Origin of the sequence: Aeromonas dhakensis (assembly GCF_002285935.1) — a bacterium.
In the GTDB taxonomy this organism is placed as follows: domain Bacteria; phylum Pseudomonadota; class Gammaproteobacteria; order Enterobacterales; family Aeromonadaceae; genus Aeromonas; species Aeromonas dhakensis.
This window is the reverse complement of sequence record NZ_CP023141.1, coordinates 186,682-206,066: the sequence shown is the minus strand read 5'-3', so window position 1 is coordinate 206,066 and position 19,385 is coordinate 186,682. Positions and strand designations below refer to the sequence as shown.

The window sequence follows — 19,385 nt, the reverse complement described above, 5'->3', positions numbered from 1 at the left end:
TTCCGTCGTTGCCGTGAGTCGACGGGGCCGGCCTGCGCAGGCCGGTCCCGTTCACGGGTTATTTGCTGGGCGGGGTATAACCGTCGATGGCCACTTCGCCCGCTTCGAACAGGTAGTTCACCATCTCTTTCTCCAGCAGCTGGCGATGCTCGAGGTTCATCATGTTCAACTTCTTCTCGTTGATCAGCATCACCTGCTTCTTCTGCCACTCAGTCCAGGCTTCCTTGCTGATGTTGTCAAAAATGCGCTTGCCGAGTTCACCGGGGTAGAGCTGGAAATCGAGACCCGGGCCCTCTTTTTTCAGGCGCTGGCAAAATACGGTACGGCTCATGTTGACCTCTATGGTTGTAAGTCCGGATAGGCGAGCAGACGGGCCGTGGCGGCCGCCAGACCCACCTCTGCAGGATGGCGTAAGTTATACCAGAGTCGGTTATCCGCTTCCATGAGCAGGGGGGCCGGCGGCGCGTCGGTTTCGATCAGCATGGGCCGGATGTCGAGGTGAAAGTGGCTGAAAGTGTGGCGAAAACCGGCCAGTTCGCGGGGTTCGCTGCCGGTCAGGCCGAGCCGCTGCAACAGCCCAGCCACCTCGGCGTCCGACTCCACCTGGGGGAAGCAGTAGAGCCCGCCCCAGATCCCCTGCGGCGGCCGCTTCTCCAGCAGCAGCTGATCGCCGTGGCGGATGAGCAGCATGATGCCGGTACGGGCCGGGATGCTCTTCTTGGGCTTGCTGTTGGGGTAGGCGGTGGGGTTGCCCTGCGACAGCCCCTGGCAATCCTCCCGCACCGGGCAGCGCTCGCAAGCGGGCTTGCTGCGGGTGCAGACGGTGGCCCCCATGTCCATCATGGCCTGGTTGTAGTGGGCCACCCCGAGCTTGGGGGTGAGGCGGATGGCCAGCTCCCACAGATCGTTCTCCACCTGTTTCTGACCGGGCCAGCCGGGCAGGGCCAGCCAGCGGGTGAGTACCCGCTTCACGTTGCCATCCAGGATGGCGTGGGGCTGGCCAAGGGAGAGGGAGAGCACGGCACCCGCGGTGGAGCGGCCGATCCCCGGCAGCGCCATCACCTCCTCCAGCCGCTCCGGGAAGAGGCCGCCATGGAGGTCGCGGATCTGCTGGGCCGCCTTGTGCAGGTTGCGGGCGCGGGCGTAATAGCCGAGCCCGGTCCAGTGGTGCAACACCTCGTCGATGGGGGCGTCGGCCAGCGCCAGCACGTCGGGAAAGCGGGCCATGAAGCGCTGATAGTAGGGAATGACCGTAGCGACCTGGGTCTGCTGCAGCATGATTTCCGAGACCCAGACCCGGTAGGGGGTCTTCTCCTGTTGCCAGGGCAGGGTCTTGCGACCGTGGAGCTGATACCAGTCCAGGATCCTGGTGGCGAAGGTCACGTTATCTGAGTTGTTCACATTATGCTCATGTTATTGATTTAAAACTAAATTGACTAACGTGCAGCGGTCTTGGCGCTGATACCAGTGCAACGCCCGGTTGGCGAAGGTGGTGTTGCTCGGATTGCTCACGTTGTTCTCATGTTATTGATTAAAAAGGGGAGCTCTCAGGCTCCCTCTTGAAATGGTGGCCAGACTCGGGCTGGCAGGGGCGCGTTTCAGCCGCGCCAGTCCTGCAGCGCCTTGAGGCTGGCATTCTTCCCACCCACCTGCAGGATGATGTAATCCTGGGCGATGGCGAGCAGGGTGACGCCGGGGGCGACTTCGCTCCCTTCCCGGTAGGTGCGCCCGTTCAACCTCACGGCCCGGTTGGCCGGGTTGGAGGAGAAGACGTGGGCGCCGTAGGCCAGCGGCGGTACCTGCTGGCGGAGCGCCTGCGGCAGGGCGCTGAGCGGCGTGGCCTGCAGCTCGGCCGGCACCTGCGGCGGCGCGCCCTGATCCCGCAGCGGAGTATTGTTGAGGGCATTGAGGATGCGCTCGGCCAGCCCCTGGCTGCTGTCGGCGGGCGCCGGTGCGGGCTGGGCATCGGCCTTGGGGGTGACCACGGGCTCGGGCGGCGGTGGTGGCAGCGGCCGGGTGATCATCGGTTTGGGCTCGACCCGCACGAAGGGTGGGGTCACCACCTCCTTCACCTCCACCGTCTTCTCGATGGGGCGGTTGTTGAGCAGGTGCCAGCCATAGTTGGCGGCGGCCCCCATCACCAGCGCCAGCGGGGCCAGCAGCCACCAGATCCAGCGCCTGGGTTGTTCCTCATCCTGGCTGACCGGCAGCCCCATCGCCGGAATGTGCGGGGTGAACTGGGGCTGATCGGCCCGCCGCAGCGCCTTGAGCAGGGTGGACATCAGGAAGCCTCCTCCGACAGTGTGTTGATGGCATCATCCTCTGCCGGATCCAGCTTGGCCGGCTTGCTGGCCCGCTGGGCGTCATCCTCCAGCTTCGGCATGGGTTCGCCGGCCATCACGTTGAGGCGCAGCAGGGTGTTGCTGCCGGCGATGCCGTCCGGCGTCAGTCCCTGCTCGCGCTGGAACTGCTGCAGCTTGGTCTTGAGCTCGGCATCGAAGCGACGGACCTTGCGATCCGGCTGCTGTAGGGCCCGGCTGAGGGCGTTGTCGAGCCACTGCACCTGAGTGGGGCCGGCGTTGTTGCCGATCAGGGTGACGCCGCCCTTGGGCATGCGCCACAGCAGGGTGTAGCTGCCGCCCCAATAATCGCTCAGCCACTGCCGGTCTACCTGCCAGCTCTGGTTGCCGATGAGCAGGTTGGCCTTGTCGGGGCCGAGGTTGACCAGGGTGGCGTAATAGGTGCCTCCGGTCTCGTCGGTCAGGCTGACGAGGGCGGGATACTGCAGGGCCTGCAGATCGGCCAGGGAGGCCTCGCCCTCCTGGCAACGCAGGCCGGCGCGCGGCGCGTTGTCGCAGGTGGCCTCTTCCAGCTCGGTCTGGTAGCCCCACACCTTGTAGAGATTCTGCATGGCGCTGTCCGGCTCCAGCGCCTGATTGATGGCGCGGGTCAGCTGCTCCTGCTGCTCCGGGGTGTCGTCCACCTTGACCGGCACCTCCACCGTGACCACCGGACGGGTCGGGAAGACCCCGAAGAACTGCCAGCCCCACCAGCCGGTGGCCACCAGCAAGGCGCCGACCAGCGCCACCATCAGGCCGGACTGCCAGGTGCCCTCGTCACGGATGCCGCTCACCTCGAAGGCCGCCAGGCTGATGTCGCCGTGCACTATCTTGTGGCTGCCGCGGGCGAAGGCGGCGATCAGGGCGCGGTCGCAGATGAGGTTGATGAGGCGCGGAATGCCGCCGGAGAGGCGGTGCAGGGTCTGGATCGCCTTGGGGGTAAAGATGGGCTGCACGCAGCCGGCCACCTGCAGACGAAAGCGGACATAGGCATCCACGTCCTGGCAGGAGAGCGGCAGCAGGTGGTAGCGGGCGGTGATGCGTTGGGCCAGCTGGCGCAGCAGGGGCTGGCGCAGCATCTGCTGCAGCTCGGGCTGGCCGATGAGCACCACCTGCAGCAGCTTCTTCTCGTCGGTCTCCAGGTTGGTGAGCAGGCGCAGCTGTTCCAGCACGCCGGGCAGCAGGTGCTGGGCTTCGTCCACCAGCACCACGCTGCGCTTGCCAGCCGCCAGATTGGCCAGCAGGTGATCGCGGATAAGGTCGAACAGCTGCTTGAGGCCGGCATCCTGGCCATAGCCAAGCTGGAACTCGTCGCAGATGGCCGCCAGCAGATCCCGTTCGGTCAGGGATGGATTGAGGATGTAGGCGATCTCGGTCTCGGCCGGCAACTGCTGCAACAGGCAGCGGGAGACGGTGGTCTTGCCGGTGCCCACTTCCCCGGTCAGCAGCACGAAGCCGCCCCCATCCTGCAACCCGTAGTTGAGGTGGGCGAGGGCTTCCCCGTGCCGTTCACTCATGTAGAGGTATTTGGGATTGGGCGAGATGGAGAACGGGTGCTCCGACAGACCGAAGAACTGTGTGTACATAAGGATCCATTCCGTTGTTATGGGCGGCAGGTTAAAGCCTCCCCCAAGGGATGTCAAAGACCCGGATGCCATAAGGGGGGCCAGCGCGCACCCTGATATACCGGTGGGGAAATCAGGGTTGCGGCCATGGCGGCTGGCGGTGGGAAAAAGGGCCTGTGAGTATCGAGGGCGGCCCGCCAACCGGGCTCGCATGGCATCGATGTCGGGCCGGGAATAGTCTCCATCGGTCAAACCGGTATAATCGGGACAGGTTTATCAAGGGAGACAGAGCTTGCAGACTTATCTGGTTGGGGGCGCGGTGCGGGATCGCCTGCTGGGATTGCCGCAGGGGGACAGGGATCACCTGGTGGTCGGGGCGACCGTGGAACAGATGCTGGCGCTGGGTTTTACCCAGGTAGGCCGCGACTTTCCCGTGTTTCTGCACCCCAAGACCCAGCAGGAGTACGCGCTGGCCCGCACCGAGCGCAAGCAGGGGCAGGGTTACACCGGCTTCGTCTGCCACGCCTCGCCGGAGGTGACGCTGGAGCAGGATCTGCTGCGCCGGGATCTCACCGTCAACGCCATCGCCGAAGATGACGCGGGGCAACTGCACGATCCCTATGGCGGCATCGAGGATCTGAAACAACGGGTGCTGCGCCACGTCTCCCCCGCCTTTGCCGAAGATCCGCTGCGCATCCTGCGGGTGGCCCGCTTCGCCGCCCGCTTCCACGCCCAGGGTTTCGTGGTGGCTCCCGAGACGCTGGCGCTGATGCGCGAGATGACCGAGGCCGGTGAGCTGGCCCACCTGACCCCGGAGCGGGTCTGGAAGGAGCTGGAGAAGGTGCTGCTGGGGCCGACCCCGCAGGTGTTCTTCGAGGTGCTGCGCGAGTGCGGCGCCCTGGCCGCCCTGTTCCCCGAGCTGGACGCCCTGTTCGGGGTGCCGGCCCCCGCCAAGTGGCACCCGGAGATCGATACCGGCATCCACACCATGATGGTGCTGGCGCAGGCCTGTCGCCTCTCCCCCGAGCTGGCGGTGCGCTTCGCGGCGCTGTGCCACGACTTTGGCAAGGGGCTGACCCCGCCGGAGTTCTGGCCTAGCCACCACGGTCACGGCCAGAAGGGGCTGCCGCTCATCCGCGACTTCTGCGAGCGCTTCCGGGTACCGAACGAGTGTCGTGACCTGGCCCTGCTGGTGAGCGACCTGCACACCCATATCCACATCGCCTTCGAGCTCAAGCCGGCGACCCTGCTCAAGGTATTCGACAAGGCCGACGCCTGGCGCAGGCCCGAGCGCTTCGCCCAGCTGCTGGACGCCTGCCGGGCCGACTTTCACGGCCGTACCGGCTTCGAGGAGCGGGTCTATGCCGAACCCGACTATGTGGCGCAGGCGCTGGCGGCAGCCCAGGCGGTGCCGGTGAAAGAGATAGTGGCGGCCGGCTTCAAGGGGGAGGCTATTCGCGAGCAGCTGGCCAAGCGCCGGCTCGACGCCATCAGCCGGGTGCGCGACGAGTGGACCTTCCTCGAGGATTGACGAGGCATGGAGACGAGGCATGGACAAAAAAGCCCGGGTCAGTGACCCGGGCTTTTTCATGGTCGCGCCGGCATGGCGGGTGGCCGCCTAGTCACCAGGGCCGAATCGCTCATGCACCGGGTCGTAGAAGTAGGCCTGGTAGTTGAAGTCGATCCCCTTGATGTAGGGATTCTCCAGCCGGAACAGCCGGCGGGTATTGAGGTGGGCGAAGCTGAGGGAGGGCTTGAATGCCTTCAGCCAGAGCGCCTGCAGGGAGCCGTCGCGCCAGGCGGCCTTGAGCCCCAGCTGCACCCGGTCGATGGCCTGCCGGTTGCCGTTGTGGGTGAAGAAGACCCGGGGCAGGGGATAGTAGAGGGCTAGGCTCTCATCCATCATCAGCCCTTCCACCTCTTTGTGGTTCAGCTTTTCCTGAGGCAACTCGTTGATCCCGCGGCAGAAAAGATCGAAACGGCCGCGCGCCACCATCTTGAAAAGCTGCTCGTAGCCCTCCACCTCCAGCACCTTGAAGCCGGCCCGGCGCAGGATCTCTACGTCGAGCCAGCCCTTGCCCTGGCCGATGTCGAAGCGCTTCAGCTCATCCAGGCTGGTGGCCTTGGCAACCTCATCCTTGCGGGTGGGGCTGACGAAGCAGATGCGGTAGCTGACGATGCCGATATGGATGGGGAAGCGCACGTAGTCGATGCCGCTCATGTCCCGATCGGCGCGGTAGCTGTCCATGGCGAACAGGTTGGGGTAGTGGTTGAAGCGCAGGCTGACCCACATCCGGGCCAGGGTCATGGGGGGGGCGGCCTGCATCCGGTAGTCGCCATGGCTGGCGCGGGTCTTCTCCAGCGCCAGGCGCAGGACCTCGCGATCATAGGTGCTTCTGGGGTCGTGCTCGCTCTCCGGACTCATATAGGTGAACAGGGTCGGGCCGGCCAGCACGGGCATGGCCGTCAGCAGGGCGAGCAGCGGGGTCCAGTGCATCATGTGCTCCTGTGAAAAGCAGAGACTCTTCTGAGTGTAGTGACTCTCCCGGCCGTGGGCGGCAGAGGCGGGGTCAGGGTTTGCCGGCGGCGGGCTCGCCCGGTCCGAAGCGCTGGGTGAGGGGATCGTAAAGATAGGGGTGGTAATCGAAGTCGAGCCCCTGCAGCAGGGGGTTGTCCAGTCTGAACAGTTGCCTCTGGTCTAGCCTGGCAAACGCCAGCGCCGGCTGGTAGGTCTTGAGCCAGAGCGCCTGCAGTGAGCCATCCTGCCAGGCCAGCTGCAGGCCGGCCCGGATCCGGCGCAGGGCACGCTGGTTCTCCTTGTGGCTGTAGAAGAGGTGGACGAAGGGGTAGTAGAGCGCCAGGTGCTGGTCGACCGTCAGGGGCCCCAGATCCTTGTGGGTATCCAGCTCGCTCAGCAGCTCGTTGGCACCCCGGCAGAAGAGGTCAACCCGGCCGCGCACCACCAGTTTGAACAGCCGCTCGTAGCCCTCGACCTCCTGTACCTTGAAGCCGGCGGCGCGCAGTATGTCGGCGTCCTGCCAGCCGCGGCCCTGGCCATGGGTGAACTGCTGCAGATCGCTGAGGGTACGCACCCGGGCCACGGCCTGCTGCTGCTTGGGGCTGACGAAGCAGATGCGATAGCCGAGGATGCCGAGATCCACCGGGAAGCGGACATAGTCGAGGTCGTGGCTCCCCTCCGGGCGCGGGAAGCTGTCGATGGCCAGCAGGTTGGGGTAGAGGTTGTATTGCAGCACCTGACGCAGCCGGGTCCGGCTCATGGACGGGGCCGGGCGCAGTTCGTAGTCGCCGAAGCTGTCGCGGGTCTTCTCCAGCGCCAGCTGCAGCAGCTGCTGGCCGTAGAGGGAACGCAAATCCCGGTCACTCTCCGGGCTGACATAGGTCACTATGTCCGCGGCCGGCAGCAGGGGGGAAAAGAGCAGACTGCCGACCAGCAGCCCCAGGATCATCGTTCTGTGGTTCATCATACCGCTCACAACTGTCACATTGAGTTGAGTGTAGCGGTTGATGGCGTCGGGACGGGCTCTCCGGCGCCGGAACCTGCGCCCTTGACCTGCCGCGCGATCGCTACCAGAACAGCTGACCCAGCAGAGGCGCCAGCAGCACTGTCACCATGCCGGCTATCATCATCACCATGCTGGAGACCACCCCCTCCTCGTTGCCCATCTGATAGGCCTTGGCGGTGCCGGCGCCGTGGGCCGAGGCGCCAAAGCCCGCCCCCTTGCCGAGCCGGCTGCGAATGGCCAGCACGGTGAGCACGCTCTCCCCCACCGCCATGCCGATGACGCCGGTCAGCACCACGAACAGCGCGGTGAGATCGCTCTGACCGCCGATGGCGCGGGTCGCCTCCACCGCGAAGGGGGTGGTGATGGAGCGCATCGCCAGACTGCGCTGCAGCATGTCGGAGAGATCCAGCCAGCGGGCCAGCAGCACGGTACTGCCCACCGCCATGATGACGGAGGCGACCACCCCCACCGACAACGACAGCCAGTGGCGGCGAATGAGCCGGCGGTTCTCGTAGACCGGCACCGCGAAGGCCACGGTGGCTGGCCCCAGCAGCCAGAGCAGCCAGTGGGATTCGGCCATGTAGTCCTGATAGGGGATATGGAACAGCATGACGACCGCCACCAGCAGGGTCGGCGCCAGCAGCAGCGGCATCAGCGGCAGGATGCGCTTCTTGCCGTAGAGCCATTTGCTGGCGTAGTAGAACAGCAGGGTCAGGGCGAAGCAGAGCAGGCCGAGCAGGGTATCAGACATGACGACGACTCCGGCGGGCCAGTTTCAACTCGAGGCGGTAGACCCTGTCCACCACCAGTGCCGTGGTGCCGAGCACCAGGGTAGTGCTCACCAGCAGCACCACCATGATGCGCCACCCCTCCTGCAACAGCAGCTCCTGATAGTTGACCACCGCCACCACGGCGGGGACGAAGAACAGCAGCATCTCCGCCAGCAGCCAGCGGGCGCCGGCTTCAAACCACTGGGCCTTGACCACCCCGAGCAGGATGCAGGCCAGCAGCAACAGCATGCCGGTGAGGTTGGCAGGCAGCGGCAGGTGGAGGGTGCGCACCGCGGTATCGGCCAGCAGCCAGATGGCCGCCAGCAACAGGATCTGGAAGGGGGTTTGTAACCAGCGAAGGGAGAGGGCTTTCATGATATGGGTCTTTCTGTGAACTTGCTCACAGTATAGAGATGGGTTAAACCTGCAAAAAATGAATTTAAATTATCAAAATTATGCCAAAGAGGCATGATTTGGTTTTGCCATCCGCCAGGAGATCGCCATGGACATCCGCGCCCTGCGTTACTTTGTCGAACTGGTGCGAGAACAGAGCTTCACCCGTGCCTCCGAGAAGCTGTTCGTCACCCAGCCCACCATCAGCAAGATGATCCGCAACATGGAAGAGGAGCTGGGCCAGCCCCTGCTGAGCCGCGCGGGACGCCGCTTCACCCTGACCGACAGCGGCCGGGTGCTGTTCAACCGGGCCCAGACCATCCTGGCCGAAATGCAGCAGCTGGAGGCGGAACTCGCCGATCTGCAGAGCCTGCAATTTGGCCGGCTGGCCCTCGGCATTCCACCCATGGTGGGTCACGTCTATGCGGACCTGATCCGCGCCTATCGCAGCCGCTACCCCAAGGTCGAACTCTCCATCGTCGAGTACGGTGGCCGGCGCATCGAGCAGGCGGTGCTGGAAGGGGAGCTGGATCTCGCCATCACCATGTTGCCGACCAGGGAGGAGGGGGCTTTGAGCGTCCTGGAGCTGGACCAGTATCCCATTCAGGTGGTGCTGCCCGACCTGCCGCGTTGGCGGGAGTGCCGCGAGATCCGGCTGGCGGCGCTGCGGGACGAGCCCTTTCTGCTCTACACCCAGGCCTTCACCCTGAGCGAGCGGCTGGAACAGGCGTGTCGGGCGGCCGGTTTCGAGCCTCAGGTGGCGGCGCGCAGCAGCCAGTGGGACTTTCTCACCGCCATGGTGCGCAGCGGCATGGGGGTCGCCTTTTTGCCCGAGCCCATCTGCCGCCGGCTGACGCCGGACGGCCTGGTGCTGAGGCCGCTGGTGCCGGAGCTGAGCTGGCGGCTCGGGGTGATCTGGCCGAGCGAGCGCTATCTCTCCCGCACCGCCGAGGCCTGGCTGGCGCTCTGCTGCGAGCAGGGCTGAGTCTCATCAGGGTTTGCCGAAGCGATCCGTCACCGGGTTGTAGAAGTAGTGCTGGTAATCGAAGTTGATGCCCTTGAGGAAGGGGTTCTCCAGCTTCAGCATGCGCCTCTGCTTGAGCCCGGCGAAGGCGATGGCAGGGCCGAAACTGCGGCGCCACAAGGCTTGCAGCGAACCATCCTGCCAGGCTTGCTGCAGCCCCGTCTCCACCCGCCTCATGGCCTCGCCGTTGGCGGCATTGGTATAGAAGACCCTGGGTAGCGGATAGTAGATCAGCAGGGCGTTGTCCATCTTCAACCCCTTGATCTCCTTGTGGGTCAGCAGTTCGCTGCGCAGCTCGCTCGCCCCGCGGCACAGGAGATCGAAGCGGCCGCGAGCCACCATCTTGAACAGCATCTCGTAGCCGTCGACCTCCACCACCTTGAGGCCTGCATGGCGCAGTATCTCCACGTCCAGCCAGCCCTTGCCCTGACCGAAGCTGAAGCGACGCAACCCCTCGAGGTCGTGCACCTGTGCCATGGCCGCCTGTTGGCCTGGGCTGACGAAACAGATGCGGTAACTGACGATGCCGAGATGGACAGGAAAACGGACATAGGCCAGCCCTTTCTCGTCCCGCGCGCTGCTGTAGCTGTCCATGGCGAACAGGTTGGTAAAGCTGTTGAGCTCCAGACTGAGCCGGACCCGAGCCTTGGTCATGGGCGGCGCTGGTTGCAGCTCATAATCGCCAAAGGTGTCGCGGGTCTTGTCGAGGGCGAGGCGGAGCAGCTCCCTGTCATAGGTCATGCGCGGGTCCTTCTCGCTCTCCGGGCTGATATAGGTAAAGCGGGTCGCCGCCAGCGACGTGGAGGAGAGGAAGAGGGAGAGAAGCAGGAACAGGAGTCTATACATCCAGGCTAGGCTCTATGATTTTGTTTCATCCATTATAGTTCGGCCCCCAGCCGTTCAGGCGTGCCGGTCGCTTGCCAGCAGGCTGCCCAGCCGGCGGCAGAGGCGGCGCAGGGTCTGGTTGTCGAGGGAGGCAAAGCCGAGCAGCCACCCCTCCTGCGTCGGCGGGCCCAGGTAGAACTGGCCGAGGGGACGCAGCCCCAGTCCCTCGGTGTTGGCGGCCTCTGTCCAGCGCGCCTCGCCGCCGGGGGGCAGCCGCACGGCGCACTGCAGGCCGGCCCCGCCGTGGATGGGGGTGAGGGCGGGGCAGTGGCTGGCCAGCTCGGCCAGCAGCAGATCGCGGCGGCTCTGATAGACCAGCCGGCTCTGGCGCAGGTGGGTGGCGAAGTGGCCGGCGCGGATGAAGTCGGCGGTGACCGCCTGCAGCAGCTGGTTGCTGTGGCCGTCGACCGCGGCCCGGGCCCGGCAGAAGGAGTCCATCAGCGGCCTTGGCAGCACCAGGTAGGCGAGGCGCAGGGAACCGAACAGCACCTTGCTGAAGGTGCCCACATAGAGCACCCGCCCCTGGCCATCCAACCCCTGCAGGGCGGGGAGCGGCCGCTGATCGTACTGGTACTCGCCGTCGTAGTCGTCCTCCAGGATCCAGGCGCCGTGCCGCTCGGCCTCGGCCAGCAGCGCCATCCGCCGCGGCAGGCTCATGGGCACACCGAGCGGATACTGGTGAGCCGGCGTGGTGTAGATGAGCCGCGGCGCCGGGTGATCCCCCAGCGGGTTGAGCCCCTCCTCATCCACCGGCACCGGGTGCACCCGGGCGCCGGCACTCTCCATGGCGGTGCGGGCCCCGGGGTAGCCGGGGTCCTCCACCCAGACGGTATCGCCGGCATCGATCAGCAGCTGGGTCGCCAGCAGGATCCCCTGCTGGGAGCTGGTGAGGATCAGGATCTGGTCCGGCTCGCACACCACGCCGCGCGACTGCACCAGATAGCTGCTGATGGCGCCGCGCAGCGCCTCCAGCCCCTGCGGATCCCCGTAGTTCATCCAGTCGCCGGCGTGCCGGCGCCATTGCTGCTGCATCAGCCTGCCCCAAAGAGCCTGGGGAAAGAGGCGGGGATCCGGCTGGCTGGAGGCAAAGGAGCGGCCCACCTCGGGCATGTCGTGGCAGGCGCCGCTGTTGGCCATCTCCTGACCACGGCGCGACAGGCCGGCCGCCGACTGGGGCGGGCGCGGAGTCGGGGAGACCGCGGCCAGCGCCACGAAGCTGCCGGCCCCCACCTTGCGTACCAGATAGCCCTCCGCCTCCAGCCGGCCATAGGCCAGCTCCACCGTGCTGCGAGAAACCCCCAGATCCGCGGCCAGCATGCGGCTGGCGGGCAGCCGGCTGTGCTGGGGCAGGTGGCCGGCCAGCATGGCCGAACGCAGGGTGCGCACCAGCTGTTCGTGCAGCGGCAGATCGCTGGCTTGCTGGGTGGCAAACAGGGTGGGCAGGGCAGGCATGGGGAGCTCCCGGGCGCTAATTGGTCTGCTCATATTGGCAAAATTGGTCGGCGTGGCAAGGCCATTATGTCGCTACATTGAGGCGCAAGGTTCGGGATCCACAACGATTGGCAATTGAGAAAGGAGTCTGCATGTCGGAATACAGCGCCACCATCAGCTGGCAGCGCGGGGCTAGCGAGCCCTTCGTCGATCAACGCTACAGCCGGGCCCACTGGTGGGAGTTCGACGGCGGCGTCAGGGTGCCCGCCTCCTCGTCCCCCCATGTGGTGCCGCTGCCCTGGTCGGTGGCCGAGCACGTCGATCCGGAAGAGGCCTTCGTCGCGGCGATCTCCAGCTGTCACATGCTCACCTTCCTCTGGCTGGCGGCCAGGGCGGGCTATCGGGTGGAGAGCTATCGGGACGAGGCGGTGGGCATCATGGAGGCCAATGTACGCGGTCGTCAGGCCATCACCCGGGTCACCTTGCAGCCGCTGGTGCAGTTCGGCGGAGAACGCCAGCCGGATCTGGTCGCGCTTGAGCAGTTGCACCACCAGGCCCACGAGGAGTGTTTCATCGCCAACTCGGTCACCACAGTCATCACCACCCGGATCCGGGTGTGAGTACAAGGAGCGTCACTATGAGTCATGTATTGAGCAGCGGGCTGGCCAGTGCCGAACAGGCCCACCTCTTCTTCGAGGCCCAGCTGGCCTTTCGCACCGATCCGGTGGATCTGGCCGCCGATCTGCTGGCCGGCGAAGAGCGGATCGTGGTCATCGACACCCGCTCTGCCGGTCACTACGCCGAGGGACACATCCCCGGTGCCATCAGCTTCCCCCACGCCACCATGAACCCGGCCAGCACGGCAGTACTGGCGCGGGACAAGGTCTATGTCTGCTATTGCGACGGCATCGGCTGCAACGGTTCGACCCGAGGCGCCTACAAGCTGGCGGCGCTCGGCTTTCAGGTCAAGGAGCTGATCGGCGGGCTGCACTGGTGGCGGCAGGACGGTTTTGCCGTCGCTACTGGTAGCGAACCTGGCGTGCTGCAAACGGGAGGGATTGCCTGTGGCTGCTGATATCCATCTGAACGAGTTCGACCAGCCGGTCGGAGCGCCGCTGCCCGACTGGCGGGGCGCTGAGTTTCCGCCCCGCCGCACGCTCAACGGCTGGGGCTGTCGGCTGGAGCCGCTGGATCCCGAGCGTCACGGCCCCGGCCTGTGGCAGGCTTTCAGTGCCGACAGCGGGGCCATGTGGACCTATCTGACCACAGGCCCCTATGCAACAGAGGCGGATATGCTGGTCTGGCTGAGAGAGTGCGCCGCCAAGACAGACCCCCAGTTCTACACCATCTTCGACGAGCATGGCGAACAGCCGCTGGGGCTGGCCAGCTACCTGCGTATCGATCCCCAGGCGGGCAGCATAGAGGTGGGCTGGCTGCACTTTTCCCCCGCCCTGCAGCGCTCAAGGCTGGCGACGGCGGCCATGGCGCTGATGATGGCCAATGCCTTCGCCCTCGGCTATCGGCGTTACGAATGGAAGTGCAATGCCTTGAACAAGCCCTCCTGGCAGGCGGCGCTGCGGCTCGGTTTCAGTTACGAGGGGACCTTTCGCCAGAACCGGGTGGACAAGGGGCGCACGCGCGATACTGCCTGGTTCTCGGTGATCGACAGTGAGTGGCCGGCGCTGCAGGATTGCTTTGCGCGCTGGCTGGCGCCCGACAACTTCGATGAGCGCGGCAGGCAGCGGTTGCGGTTGTCCGAACTGACCACCGCTTGTCGTGCCGATGGCCAGTTGCAGTGACAAGACATACGAGGCCCCGCTCGCGGGGCCTCTGTCATTTCAGGCGTTACTCATGGTGCTCGCCGATGGGGGCGGCAATCCACTTCATCAGGCGCAGCATGTCGGCGGGGGCTACCCCGACCGAGAGGCCGCGCTTGCCGCCGCTCACCAGGATCTCGTCAAACTGCATGGCCGAGTCGTCGAGCACGGTGGGCAGCAGCTTCTTCTGGGCCAGCGGGCTGATGCCGCCCACCTTGTAGCCGGTCAGCTTCTCGGCCTCTGCCGGTTTCATCATCTCCACTTTCTTGAGACCGGTGGCCTTGGCCAGCTGCTTGAGGCTGCACAGGCCGGATGAGGGGACGATGGCCACCACCGCCTGTTTGTCGTGATGGGCGATCAGGGTCTTGAACACCTGGGCTTCCGGCAGGCCGAGCTGGGTCGCAGCATGCTTGCCGAAGTCGTCGTGGGCTTCGCACTCGTAGGGGTAGAGCTTGTGGGGGATCTTGAGCTTTTTCAGCAGGTTGATGGCTGGTGTCATGATGAGAGCCTTGAGTCGAAACAAGGCCAAACAGTCTGCGCCTGCCGGGCGGGTGATGCAAGCAGCCTGCATTGACAGGGAGGGATAAGGGGAGAGAGACAAAAAAACCCGGGTCAATGACCCGGGCTCTTCACTGCGGTGCGCCTCAGGAGAAGCAGATCTGCAGCACGTAGAAGATGGCGATGGCCAGGATGGCACCCGCAGGCAATGTGATGACCCAGGAGACCACTATGTTGCGCAGCACGCCCAGGTTCAGGGCCGCGATACCGCGCGCCAGACCCACGCCCATGACAGCACCGACCAGAGTCTGGGTGGTGGAGATGGGCAGACCGGTACCGGAGGCGATCACCACGGTGGCGGCGGTGGCCAGCTGGGCGGCGAAGCCACGGCTCGGGGTCAGGTGGGTGATGCCGGTGCCGACGGTCGCCATCACCTTCTCGCCCATGGTGGCCAGACCGATCACGATGCCGATGCCGCCGAGCGGCAGGATCCACCAGGCGATGTGGGAGCTGCCGCCGATCTCGCCGCCGGCCGCCACGATGGAGGCGACCGCGGAGAGCGGACCGATGGCGTTGGCCACGTCGTTGGAGCCGTGGGCAAAGGCCATGGCACAGGCGGTGATGATCATCAGGATGCCGAACACCTTCTCCACGTTGGCGAAGTGCATCTTGCTGTCATCCTGCGGGTTGTACTGCTGGCCGCGAATGTAGATCCAACCGGCAAAGGCCACCGCGATGGAGATTGCGACGGAGAGCAGGATACCCTCGCCATCGCTCAGGTGCAGACCGACGTGGGTCAGCCCCTTCTTGATGGTGACCAGGCAGATCACCAGCGCGGTCAGGAACATGTAGAAGGGGACGTAGCGCTTGGCGTTGTTGAGGGGATCATCGGTGTTGAAGATGAGCTTCTGCACGCTGATGAACATGAAGTAGGCGATGACGCCGGAGATGGCCGGAGTGACCACCCAGGAGCCGACGATGCCGCCGAACTTGCTCCACTGCACTGCTTCTGGGCCCACGCTCACCACGGCGAAGCCGACGATGGCGCCGATGATGGAGTGGGTGGTGGAGACAGGCCAGCCGAAGTAGGAGGCCAGGATCAACCAAGCGCCGGCGGCCAGCAGGGAGGCGATCATGCCGAGCACCAGCAGATCCGGAGTGGCGGCAAAGGCGTTGCTGTCGATGATGCCGTTGCGGATGGTAGCGGTCACTTCGCCACCGGCCAGATAGGCACCGGCAAATTCAAAGATCATGGCGATGATGATCGCCTGACGGATGGTCAGGGATTTGGTGCCGACCGACGTGCCCATGGCGTTGGCCACGTCATTCGCGCCAATGCCCCAGGCCATCAAAAAGCCGAACAAGGCCGCCACGAGCACCAGAGTGGTGCCGTAATTCGCGATAATGTCCATTCAGTGTTTTACCCAGTCAGTCGATTACGAACGAGCCAGCATCAGTTCCAGACGGGCGCCTACACGCTCGGCCTGATCTGCCAGGTCACCTACCCATTCGAGGATCTTGTAGAGGAACATAACGTCGATCGGATTGTATTTCTGCTCAACGGCTTGCAGCTGTTGGCGCAGCCCGATCTGCATGGTGTCAGTATCGTCCTCGATAAGATCCAGCTGGTGGATCATCTCGGCAACCATTTCAACTTCACGTCCTTTAAAGCCGGTTTCGAGCAGCTCATCGAGTTCTCCGATGGCTTTCTCGGCTTGGGCGGTCGCATCGATACAGCGTTTGAGATAGGCCATGAAATCGGCCCGCATCTCGGAGGGGAATTCCATTTTGCGGCCAAGCATGCGGCCGGAAATATCCTTGGCACGGTTGGCGATCTTGTCCTGCTGGGTCAGCAGTTCGAGCAGGTCGGTACGGGCGACCGGCAGGAACAGACCACGGGGCAGCTTCAGACGGATTTCACGCTTGAGGATGTCCGCTTCTTTCTCCAGCTGGGCAATCTGCTGCCGGATCTTCTCGGCATCTTCCCAACGGTCTTCGGCAACGGCATCAAAGAAGGGAACCAACTGCTGGGAGCACTGGTGAACCTTGACGATATGCTTCTGCAGCGGCTTGATGGGGGACTTGGCAAAAAGCCCCAAAATAGTATTTACTGGCATGGCCAAACCTGTGTCGGTGAAAAAACACTCGATACGATTTTATGAGGGGCGCATGGTAACCGAACTGCGCCATCAATAAAACCGTGAATTAATCCTGATGTATCGCAGGCATTATATCCTCGCGCTTAGCATCACGCCCCCCAAAGTTGCCTGCCAGCCCGGAATGACTATGCAAACTGAGATCGAGATAAAGTTTTTTGTCTCCCGAGATATTCGACAGCCTTTTTTCAACCTTCTGAATTCACTGGAAATTATATCCAGCTCCCAAGCCGAGCTCGGCAATGTCTATTTTGATACGCCCTCGCTGGATTTACGCCGACTGGAAATGGGATTGCGAATTCGTCGCAGCGATGATTTTGCCGAACAGACGATTAAATGTCGGGGTCAGGTGGTGGGCGGATTGCATGCCAGACCCGAATACAATGTCCCCGTCGAGGGCGATCTGCCTGCCTTGGCCGCCTTCCCCGATGCCATCTGGCCAAGCCTGGCGGTGCGCGACGGGATCCAGGGCGAACTGGTGGCCCAGTTTCGCACCGACTTTCTGCGCCGCCACTGGCTGATCGCCTTCGAGGGGGCCGAAATCGAGCTGGCCTGGGATCAGGGGGAGATCGTCGGCGTGCTCGGCAAGAGCCCCATCGACGAGCTGGAGCTGGAGCTCAAATCTGGCGAGGCGAGCGCCCTGTTCGGCTTGGCAGAGCAGTTGGCCGGGCTTGGCGGTCTGCGCCTCGGGGCTCAGTCCAAGGCCCAGCGCGGTTATCGGCTGGCGGGGCTCGGCAAGCCGCTGGCCCTGCAATCCCTGCCCGCGGTCACCGAGCTGAGTGCTGTAGCGCGCATCACCCTGGGTCTGCAGCACTGGCAGCACCATGAACAGTTCTGGCTGGAGCAGACGGACGCCGCGCAGCAGACGCTGGCGTTGCAGCAGCTGCGCCTGGGGATGGATCTGGTTGCCGAGGCGGCCGACCTGTTGCCGAGCCCGGCCTGGCTCGACACCCTGACCCGGCTCGGGCAGCGGCTGGCCTTGGTCGCCGGGCAGGCCGACTGGCAGCAGGCGTTGCCGGCGCTGTTTCTGCAGGCCGATTACGTGGTCCTGCAGCTGGCCATCGCCGCCTGGCTGCACCGGCAAAGGTGATCAGCCGAGCGGTGTCGCGCCTGCAATGCAAAAAAGGTGAGCCTGGCTCACCTTTTTCTTTGGTTGGCGATGGGCGCGTCGCCGGCAGGCAATCGAGGCCGGATCAGACCTGGGTGTAGACCAGCCCGGTGCTGCGCACCACGTCTTCCCCCTGACAGCGCTGTTCCAGTGCACTGGTGTCGCAGGGCTGGCCGTTGTGTTCGATGCAGAATTCGAAGCGGGTGCGGGATTTGACCGGACTGTGCTGCGGGTTGGCGGCGGTGGCCTGCCATTGCCACTGCTGCAGCACGGCGATGGCGGCATCGCTGAACTGTGGGTCGCTGCTCTCCAGCACCCGGATCTGCTCGGCCCGCCCTGCCGGGCTGATCACGTACTCGAGGGAGCTGCAGCCGGTCTGCTCCGCCAGTATGGCCTCTCTGGGGTAGCGGGACTCCATGCGGGTGAGCTGGCTCCACTGGGCGTTCACTTCCTTGAGATCGCTTAAGGGGAGGGAGGTCAGGTGGACTGTGTGGCTCTGCTGGCTGCAGCCGGTCAATGCGCACAGGGCGCCCAGCAAAAGAGTGGCTTTCATGTTCGCTTCCCTTCGTTATTGGTATTGCAGGCGGGCCGGGGCCCACCGCTCGGCAGGGCCATTAATAAAATATTCAGCCACGAATGAAAACCCTTTACCGGCAACAGGCCAGAAAAAACCGCCTTTCGGCGGCTTTCTGCTCTGATTGGCTCAGTAGTAACCCGCATCCTCCGGGTTGGGCCTGGTCTTGAAGCGGCGGTGCAGCCACATGTACTGCTCCGGCGCCTTGCGCACGGCGGCCTCGATCTCGCGGTTGGCTCGGGCCGCATCGGCCAGGTCGTCGCCGCTCGGATAGTCGGCGAGCGGCGCCCCGATATGCAGGGTGTAACCCTCGCTGGTGCGGATGTTGTAGCAGGGCAGGGTGACGGTGTTTTTCACCCGCGCCAGGGTGGCGGTGCCTGTGATGGTGGCGGCCTGTTCTACCGCGAAGTAGGGCACGAACACGCTGGCATGGCTGCCGTAGTCGTGATCCGGCGCGTACCAGAGCGCATCGCCGTTGCGCAGCGCCTTGATCATCCCCTTTACGTCCATCCGGTCCACCAGGTATTTGTTGGAGGCGCAGCGGCCGTGATACTGGGCATACTCCAGCACCGGATTGGTGTTGGGACGGTAGACGCCGACCCCGGGTCGCACCAGGCCGAAACAGCGGGCGTTGAGCTCCAGCGTCAGGAAGTGGCAGGAGAGCAGCAGCATGCCCTGACCCTTCTCCATGGCGGCGATGACGTGCTCTTCCCCTTCCACCTTCATCAGGTTGCGCATCCGCCAGTCAGGCCAGAACCAGGCCATGCCCACCTCGAAGATGGCGCAGCCCACGCTCTCGAAGTTCTGCTTGAGCAGCGTCTCGCGCTGATCCCGACTCAACTCGGGAATCGCCAGCTCCAGATTGCGGCGGGCAACCTTGACGCGGGATTTCAAAACCTTGCGGGCCAGGTTGCCGAGCTGGCGACCCAGCCACATCTGGCTGCGCCAGGGCAGCAGCACCAGCAGCCAGAGCAGGCTGAGGCCGAACCAGCTGGCCCAGTAACGGGGATGAAACAGGCGGGGTTCTAGACGGGGAGCATTGTCGTGGGCCATGAAAAGTCTCTTGTTCGCAATCGCCATAGGCAGGGAAGACCCGGCCGGATAAGGGGAGGCGATAAAGGCACGTGGATATCCAGAGCGGATCGTTTTACTCGCAATCGGGGGATTCTAGCCGAAAAGCGGGTCCGGGTGCGAATGGCCTCTGCCCTGGTCAGAGCTGAAAAGCACCAAGCGGCGCCTTTGCGCTTTTTTCACACCCAATAAAAGAGTGTGATAAAATCGGCGGCTGATTTTTCAGGTTT

Annotated in this window: 21 protein-coding genes; 6 read left to right on the top strand and 15 right to left on the bottom strand. The window is 64.5% G+C overall.

Annotation, left to right across the window (positions count from 1 at the left end):
- Positions 1-58 precede the first annotated feature (58 nt).
- The 4 genes from CK627_RS01175 to exeA all read right to left on the bottom strand — a co-directional run bounded on the left by CK627_RS01175 (position 59) and on the right by exeA (position 3,925).
- Positions 59-331, bottom strand: a complete 273-nt coding sequence (locus CK627_RS01175; RefSeq protein WP_005305420.1) for an oxidative damage protection protein — start codon at positions 329-331, stop codon at positions 59-61.
- An 8-nt stretch (positions 332-339) separates the two neighbouring features.
- Positions 340-1,401: an A/G-specific adenine glycosylase gene (gene mutY, locus CK627_RS01170; protein ID WP_095591516.1), complete on the bottom strand. Its 1,062-nt coding sequence runs from the start codon at positions 1,399-1,401 to the stop codon at positions 340-342.
- A gap of 197 nt (positions 1,402-1,598) precedes the next feature.
- Positions 1,599-2,282, bottom strand: coding sequence for a GspB family T2SS assembly factor variant ExeB (exeB, locus tag CK627_RS01165; RefSeq protein WP_095591515.1), 684 nt, complete (start codon positions 2,280-2,282; stop codon positions 1,599-1,601).
- Positions 2,282-3,925 (bottom strand): type II secretion system protein ExeA, encoded by a 1,644-nt coding sequence (exeA, locus tag CK627_RS01160; protein ID WP_167385235.1) that lies wholly within the window; start codon positions 3,923-3,925, stop codon positions 2,282-2,284. The genes exeB and exeA overlap by 1 nt, the downstream gene beginning before the upstream one ends.
- A gap of 271 nt (positions 3,926-4,196) precedes the next feature.
- Between exeA and CK627_RS01155 the strand changes: the two genes are divergently transcribed.
- Positions 4,197-5,435 carry a multifunctional CCA addition/repair protein gene (locus CK627_RS01155; RefSeq protein ID WP_019839014.1) on the top strand — a complete coding sequence of 413 codons (1,239 nt, stop codon included), beginning with the start codon at positions 4,197-4,199 and terminating at the stop codon, positions 5,433-5,435.
- Positions 5,436-5,522: 87 nt separating this feature from the next.
- Here CK627_RS01155 and CK627_RS01150 read toward each other — a convergent pair whose 3' ends face one another.
- The 4 genes from CK627_RS01150 to CK627_RS01135 form a co-directional block, all read right to left on the bottom strand.
- Positions 5,523-6,401, bottom strand: coding sequence for a transporter substrate-binding domain-containing protein (locus CK627_RS01150; protein ID WP_095591514.1), 879 nt, complete (start codon positions 6,399-6,401; stop codon positions 5,523-5,525).
- Between the two features lie 73 nt (positions 6,402-6,474).
- Complete coding sequence (locus tag CK627_RS01145; RefSeq protein ID WP_095591513.1) at positions 6,475-7,389, bottom strand: transporter substrate-binding domain-containing protein; 915 nt, start codon at positions 7,387-7,389, stop codon at positions 6,475-6,477.
- Between the two features lie 100 nt (positions 7,390-7,489).
- Positions 7,490-8,179, bottom strand: coding sequence for an LrgB family protein (locus tag CK627_RS01140; RefSeq protein WP_095591512.1), 690 nt, complete (start codon positions 8,177-8,179; stop codon positions 7,490-7,492).
- A complete protein-coding gene (locus CK627_RS01135) occupies positions 8,172-8,573 on the bottom strand; it encodes a CidA/LrgA family protein (RefSeq protein ID WP_005305385.1) in 402 nt (133 codons plus the stop codon). The genes CK627_RS01140 and CK627_RS01135 overlap by 8 nt, the downstream gene beginning before the upstream one ends.
- 127 nt (positions 8,574-8,700) lie before the next feature.
- Here CK627_RS01135 and CK627_RS01130 point away from each other — a divergent pair, with 127 nt between their 5' ends.
- Complete coding sequence (locus CK627_RS01130; RefSeq protein ID WP_095591511.1) at positions 8,701-9,576, top strand: LysR family transcriptional regulator; 876 nt, start codon at positions 8,701-8,703, stop codon at positions 9,574-9,576.
- Between the two features lie 6 nt (positions 9,577-9,582).
- Here the strand turns inward: CK627_RS01130 and CK627_RS01125 are convergent, their stop codons facing one another.
- Together CK627_RS01125 and pdxR are read right to left on the bottom strand one after the other, a co-directional pair.
- Positions 9,583-10,461, bottom strand: coding sequence for a transporter substrate-binding domain-containing protein (locus CK627_RS01125; protein ID WP_005305379.1), 879 nt, complete (start codon positions 10,459-10,461; stop codon positions 9,583-9,585).
- Between the two features lie 54 nt (positions 10,462-10,515).
- Entirely contained in the window at positions 10,516-11,952 is a 1,437-nt protein-coding gene (gene pdxR, locus CK627_RS01120; protein WP_095591510.1) for a MocR-like pyridoxine biosynthesis transcription factor PdxR, read from the bottom strand.
- A 131-nt stretch (positions 11,953-12,083) separates the two neighbouring features.
- Between pdxR and CK627_RS01115 the strand changes: the two genes are divergently transcribed.
- Genes CK627_RS01115 through CK627_RS01105 form a run of 3 tightly spaced genes read left to right on the top strand, consistent with a single transcriptional unit; the run spans position 12,084 to position 13,730 of the window.
- Positions 12,084-12,551 carry an OsmC family protein gene (locus CK627_RS01115; RefSeq protein WP_095591509.1) on the top strand — a complete coding sequence of 156 codons (468 nt, stop codon included), beginning with the start codon at positions 12,084-12,086 and terminating at the stop codon, positions 12,549-12,551.
- 17 nt (positions 12,552-12,568) lie between these two features.
- Positions 12,569-13,006 carry a rhodanese-like domain-containing protein gene (locus CK627_RS01110; RefSeq protein ID WP_095591508.1) on the top strand — a complete coding sequence of 146 codons (438 nt, stop codon included), beginning with the start codon at positions 12,569-12,571 and terminating at the stop codon, positions 13,004-13,006.
- Positions 12,996-13,730, top strand: a complete 735-nt coding sequence (locus CK627_RS01105) for a GNAT family N-acetyltransferase (RefSeq protein ID WP_095591507.1) — start codon at positions 12,996-12,998, stop codon at positions 13,728-13,730. Before CK627_RS01110 ends, CK627_RS01105 begins: the two co-directional genes overlap by 11 nt.
- 46 nt (positions 13,731-13,776) lie before the next feature.
- On the opposite strand, the gene ybaK is transcribed toward CK627_RS01105, so the two are convergent.
- The 3 genes from ybaK to CK627_RS01090 all read right to left on the bottom strand — a co-directional run bounded on the left by ybaK (position 13,777) and on the right by CK627_RS01090 (position 16,363).
- Positions 13,777-14,247: a Cys-tRNA(Pro) deacylase gene (gene ybaK, locus CK627_RS01100; RefSeq protein ID WP_005305363.1), complete on the bottom strand. Its 471-nt coding sequence runs from the start codon at positions 14,245-14,247 to the stop codon at positions 13,777-13,779.
- Positions 14,248-14,392: 145 nt separating this feature from the next.
- Positions 14,393-15,658, bottom strand: coding sequence for an inorganic phosphate transporter (locus tag CK627_RS01095; protein ID WP_005305360.1), 1,266 nt, complete (start codon positions 15,656-15,658; stop codon positions 14,393-14,395).
- 24 nt (positions 15,659-15,682) lie between these two features.
- Positions 15,683-16,363: a TIGR00153 family protein gene (locus tag CK627_RS01090; RefSeq protein WP_005305357.1), complete on the bottom strand. Its 681-nt coding sequence runs from the start codon at positions 16,361-16,363 to the stop codon at positions 15,683-15,685.
- A 169-nt stretch (positions 16,364-16,532) separates the two neighbouring features.
- Between CK627_RS01090 and CK627_RS01085 the strand changes: the two genes are divergently transcribed.
- Positions 16,533-17,492, top strand: coding sequence for a CYTH domain-containing protein (locus CK627_RS01085; RefSeq protein WP_095591506.1), 960 nt, complete (start codon positions 16,533-16,535; stop codon positions 17,490-17,492).
- 103 nt (positions 17,493-17,595) lie between these two features.
- Here CK627_RS01085 and CK627_RS01080 read toward each other — a convergent pair whose 3' ends face one another.
- Positions 17,596-18,063 (bottom strand): energy transducer TonB, encoded by a 468-nt coding sequence (locus CK627_RS01080; RefSeq protein ID WP_095591505.1) that lies wholly within the window; start codon positions 18,061-18,063, stop codon positions 17,596-17,598.
- A gap of 150 nt (positions 18,064-18,213) precedes the next feature.
- The gene (gene lpxL, locus CK627_RS01075) at positions 18,214-19,137 is read right to left on the bottom strand and encodes an LpxL/LpxP family Kdo(2)-lipid IV(A) lauroyl/palmitoleoyl acyltransferase (RefSeq protein ID WP_095591504.1); all 924 of its coding nucleotides are present in this window, start codon (positions 19,135-19,137) and stop codon (positions 18,214-18,216) included.
- Positions 19,138-19,385 lie beyond the last annotated feature (248 nt).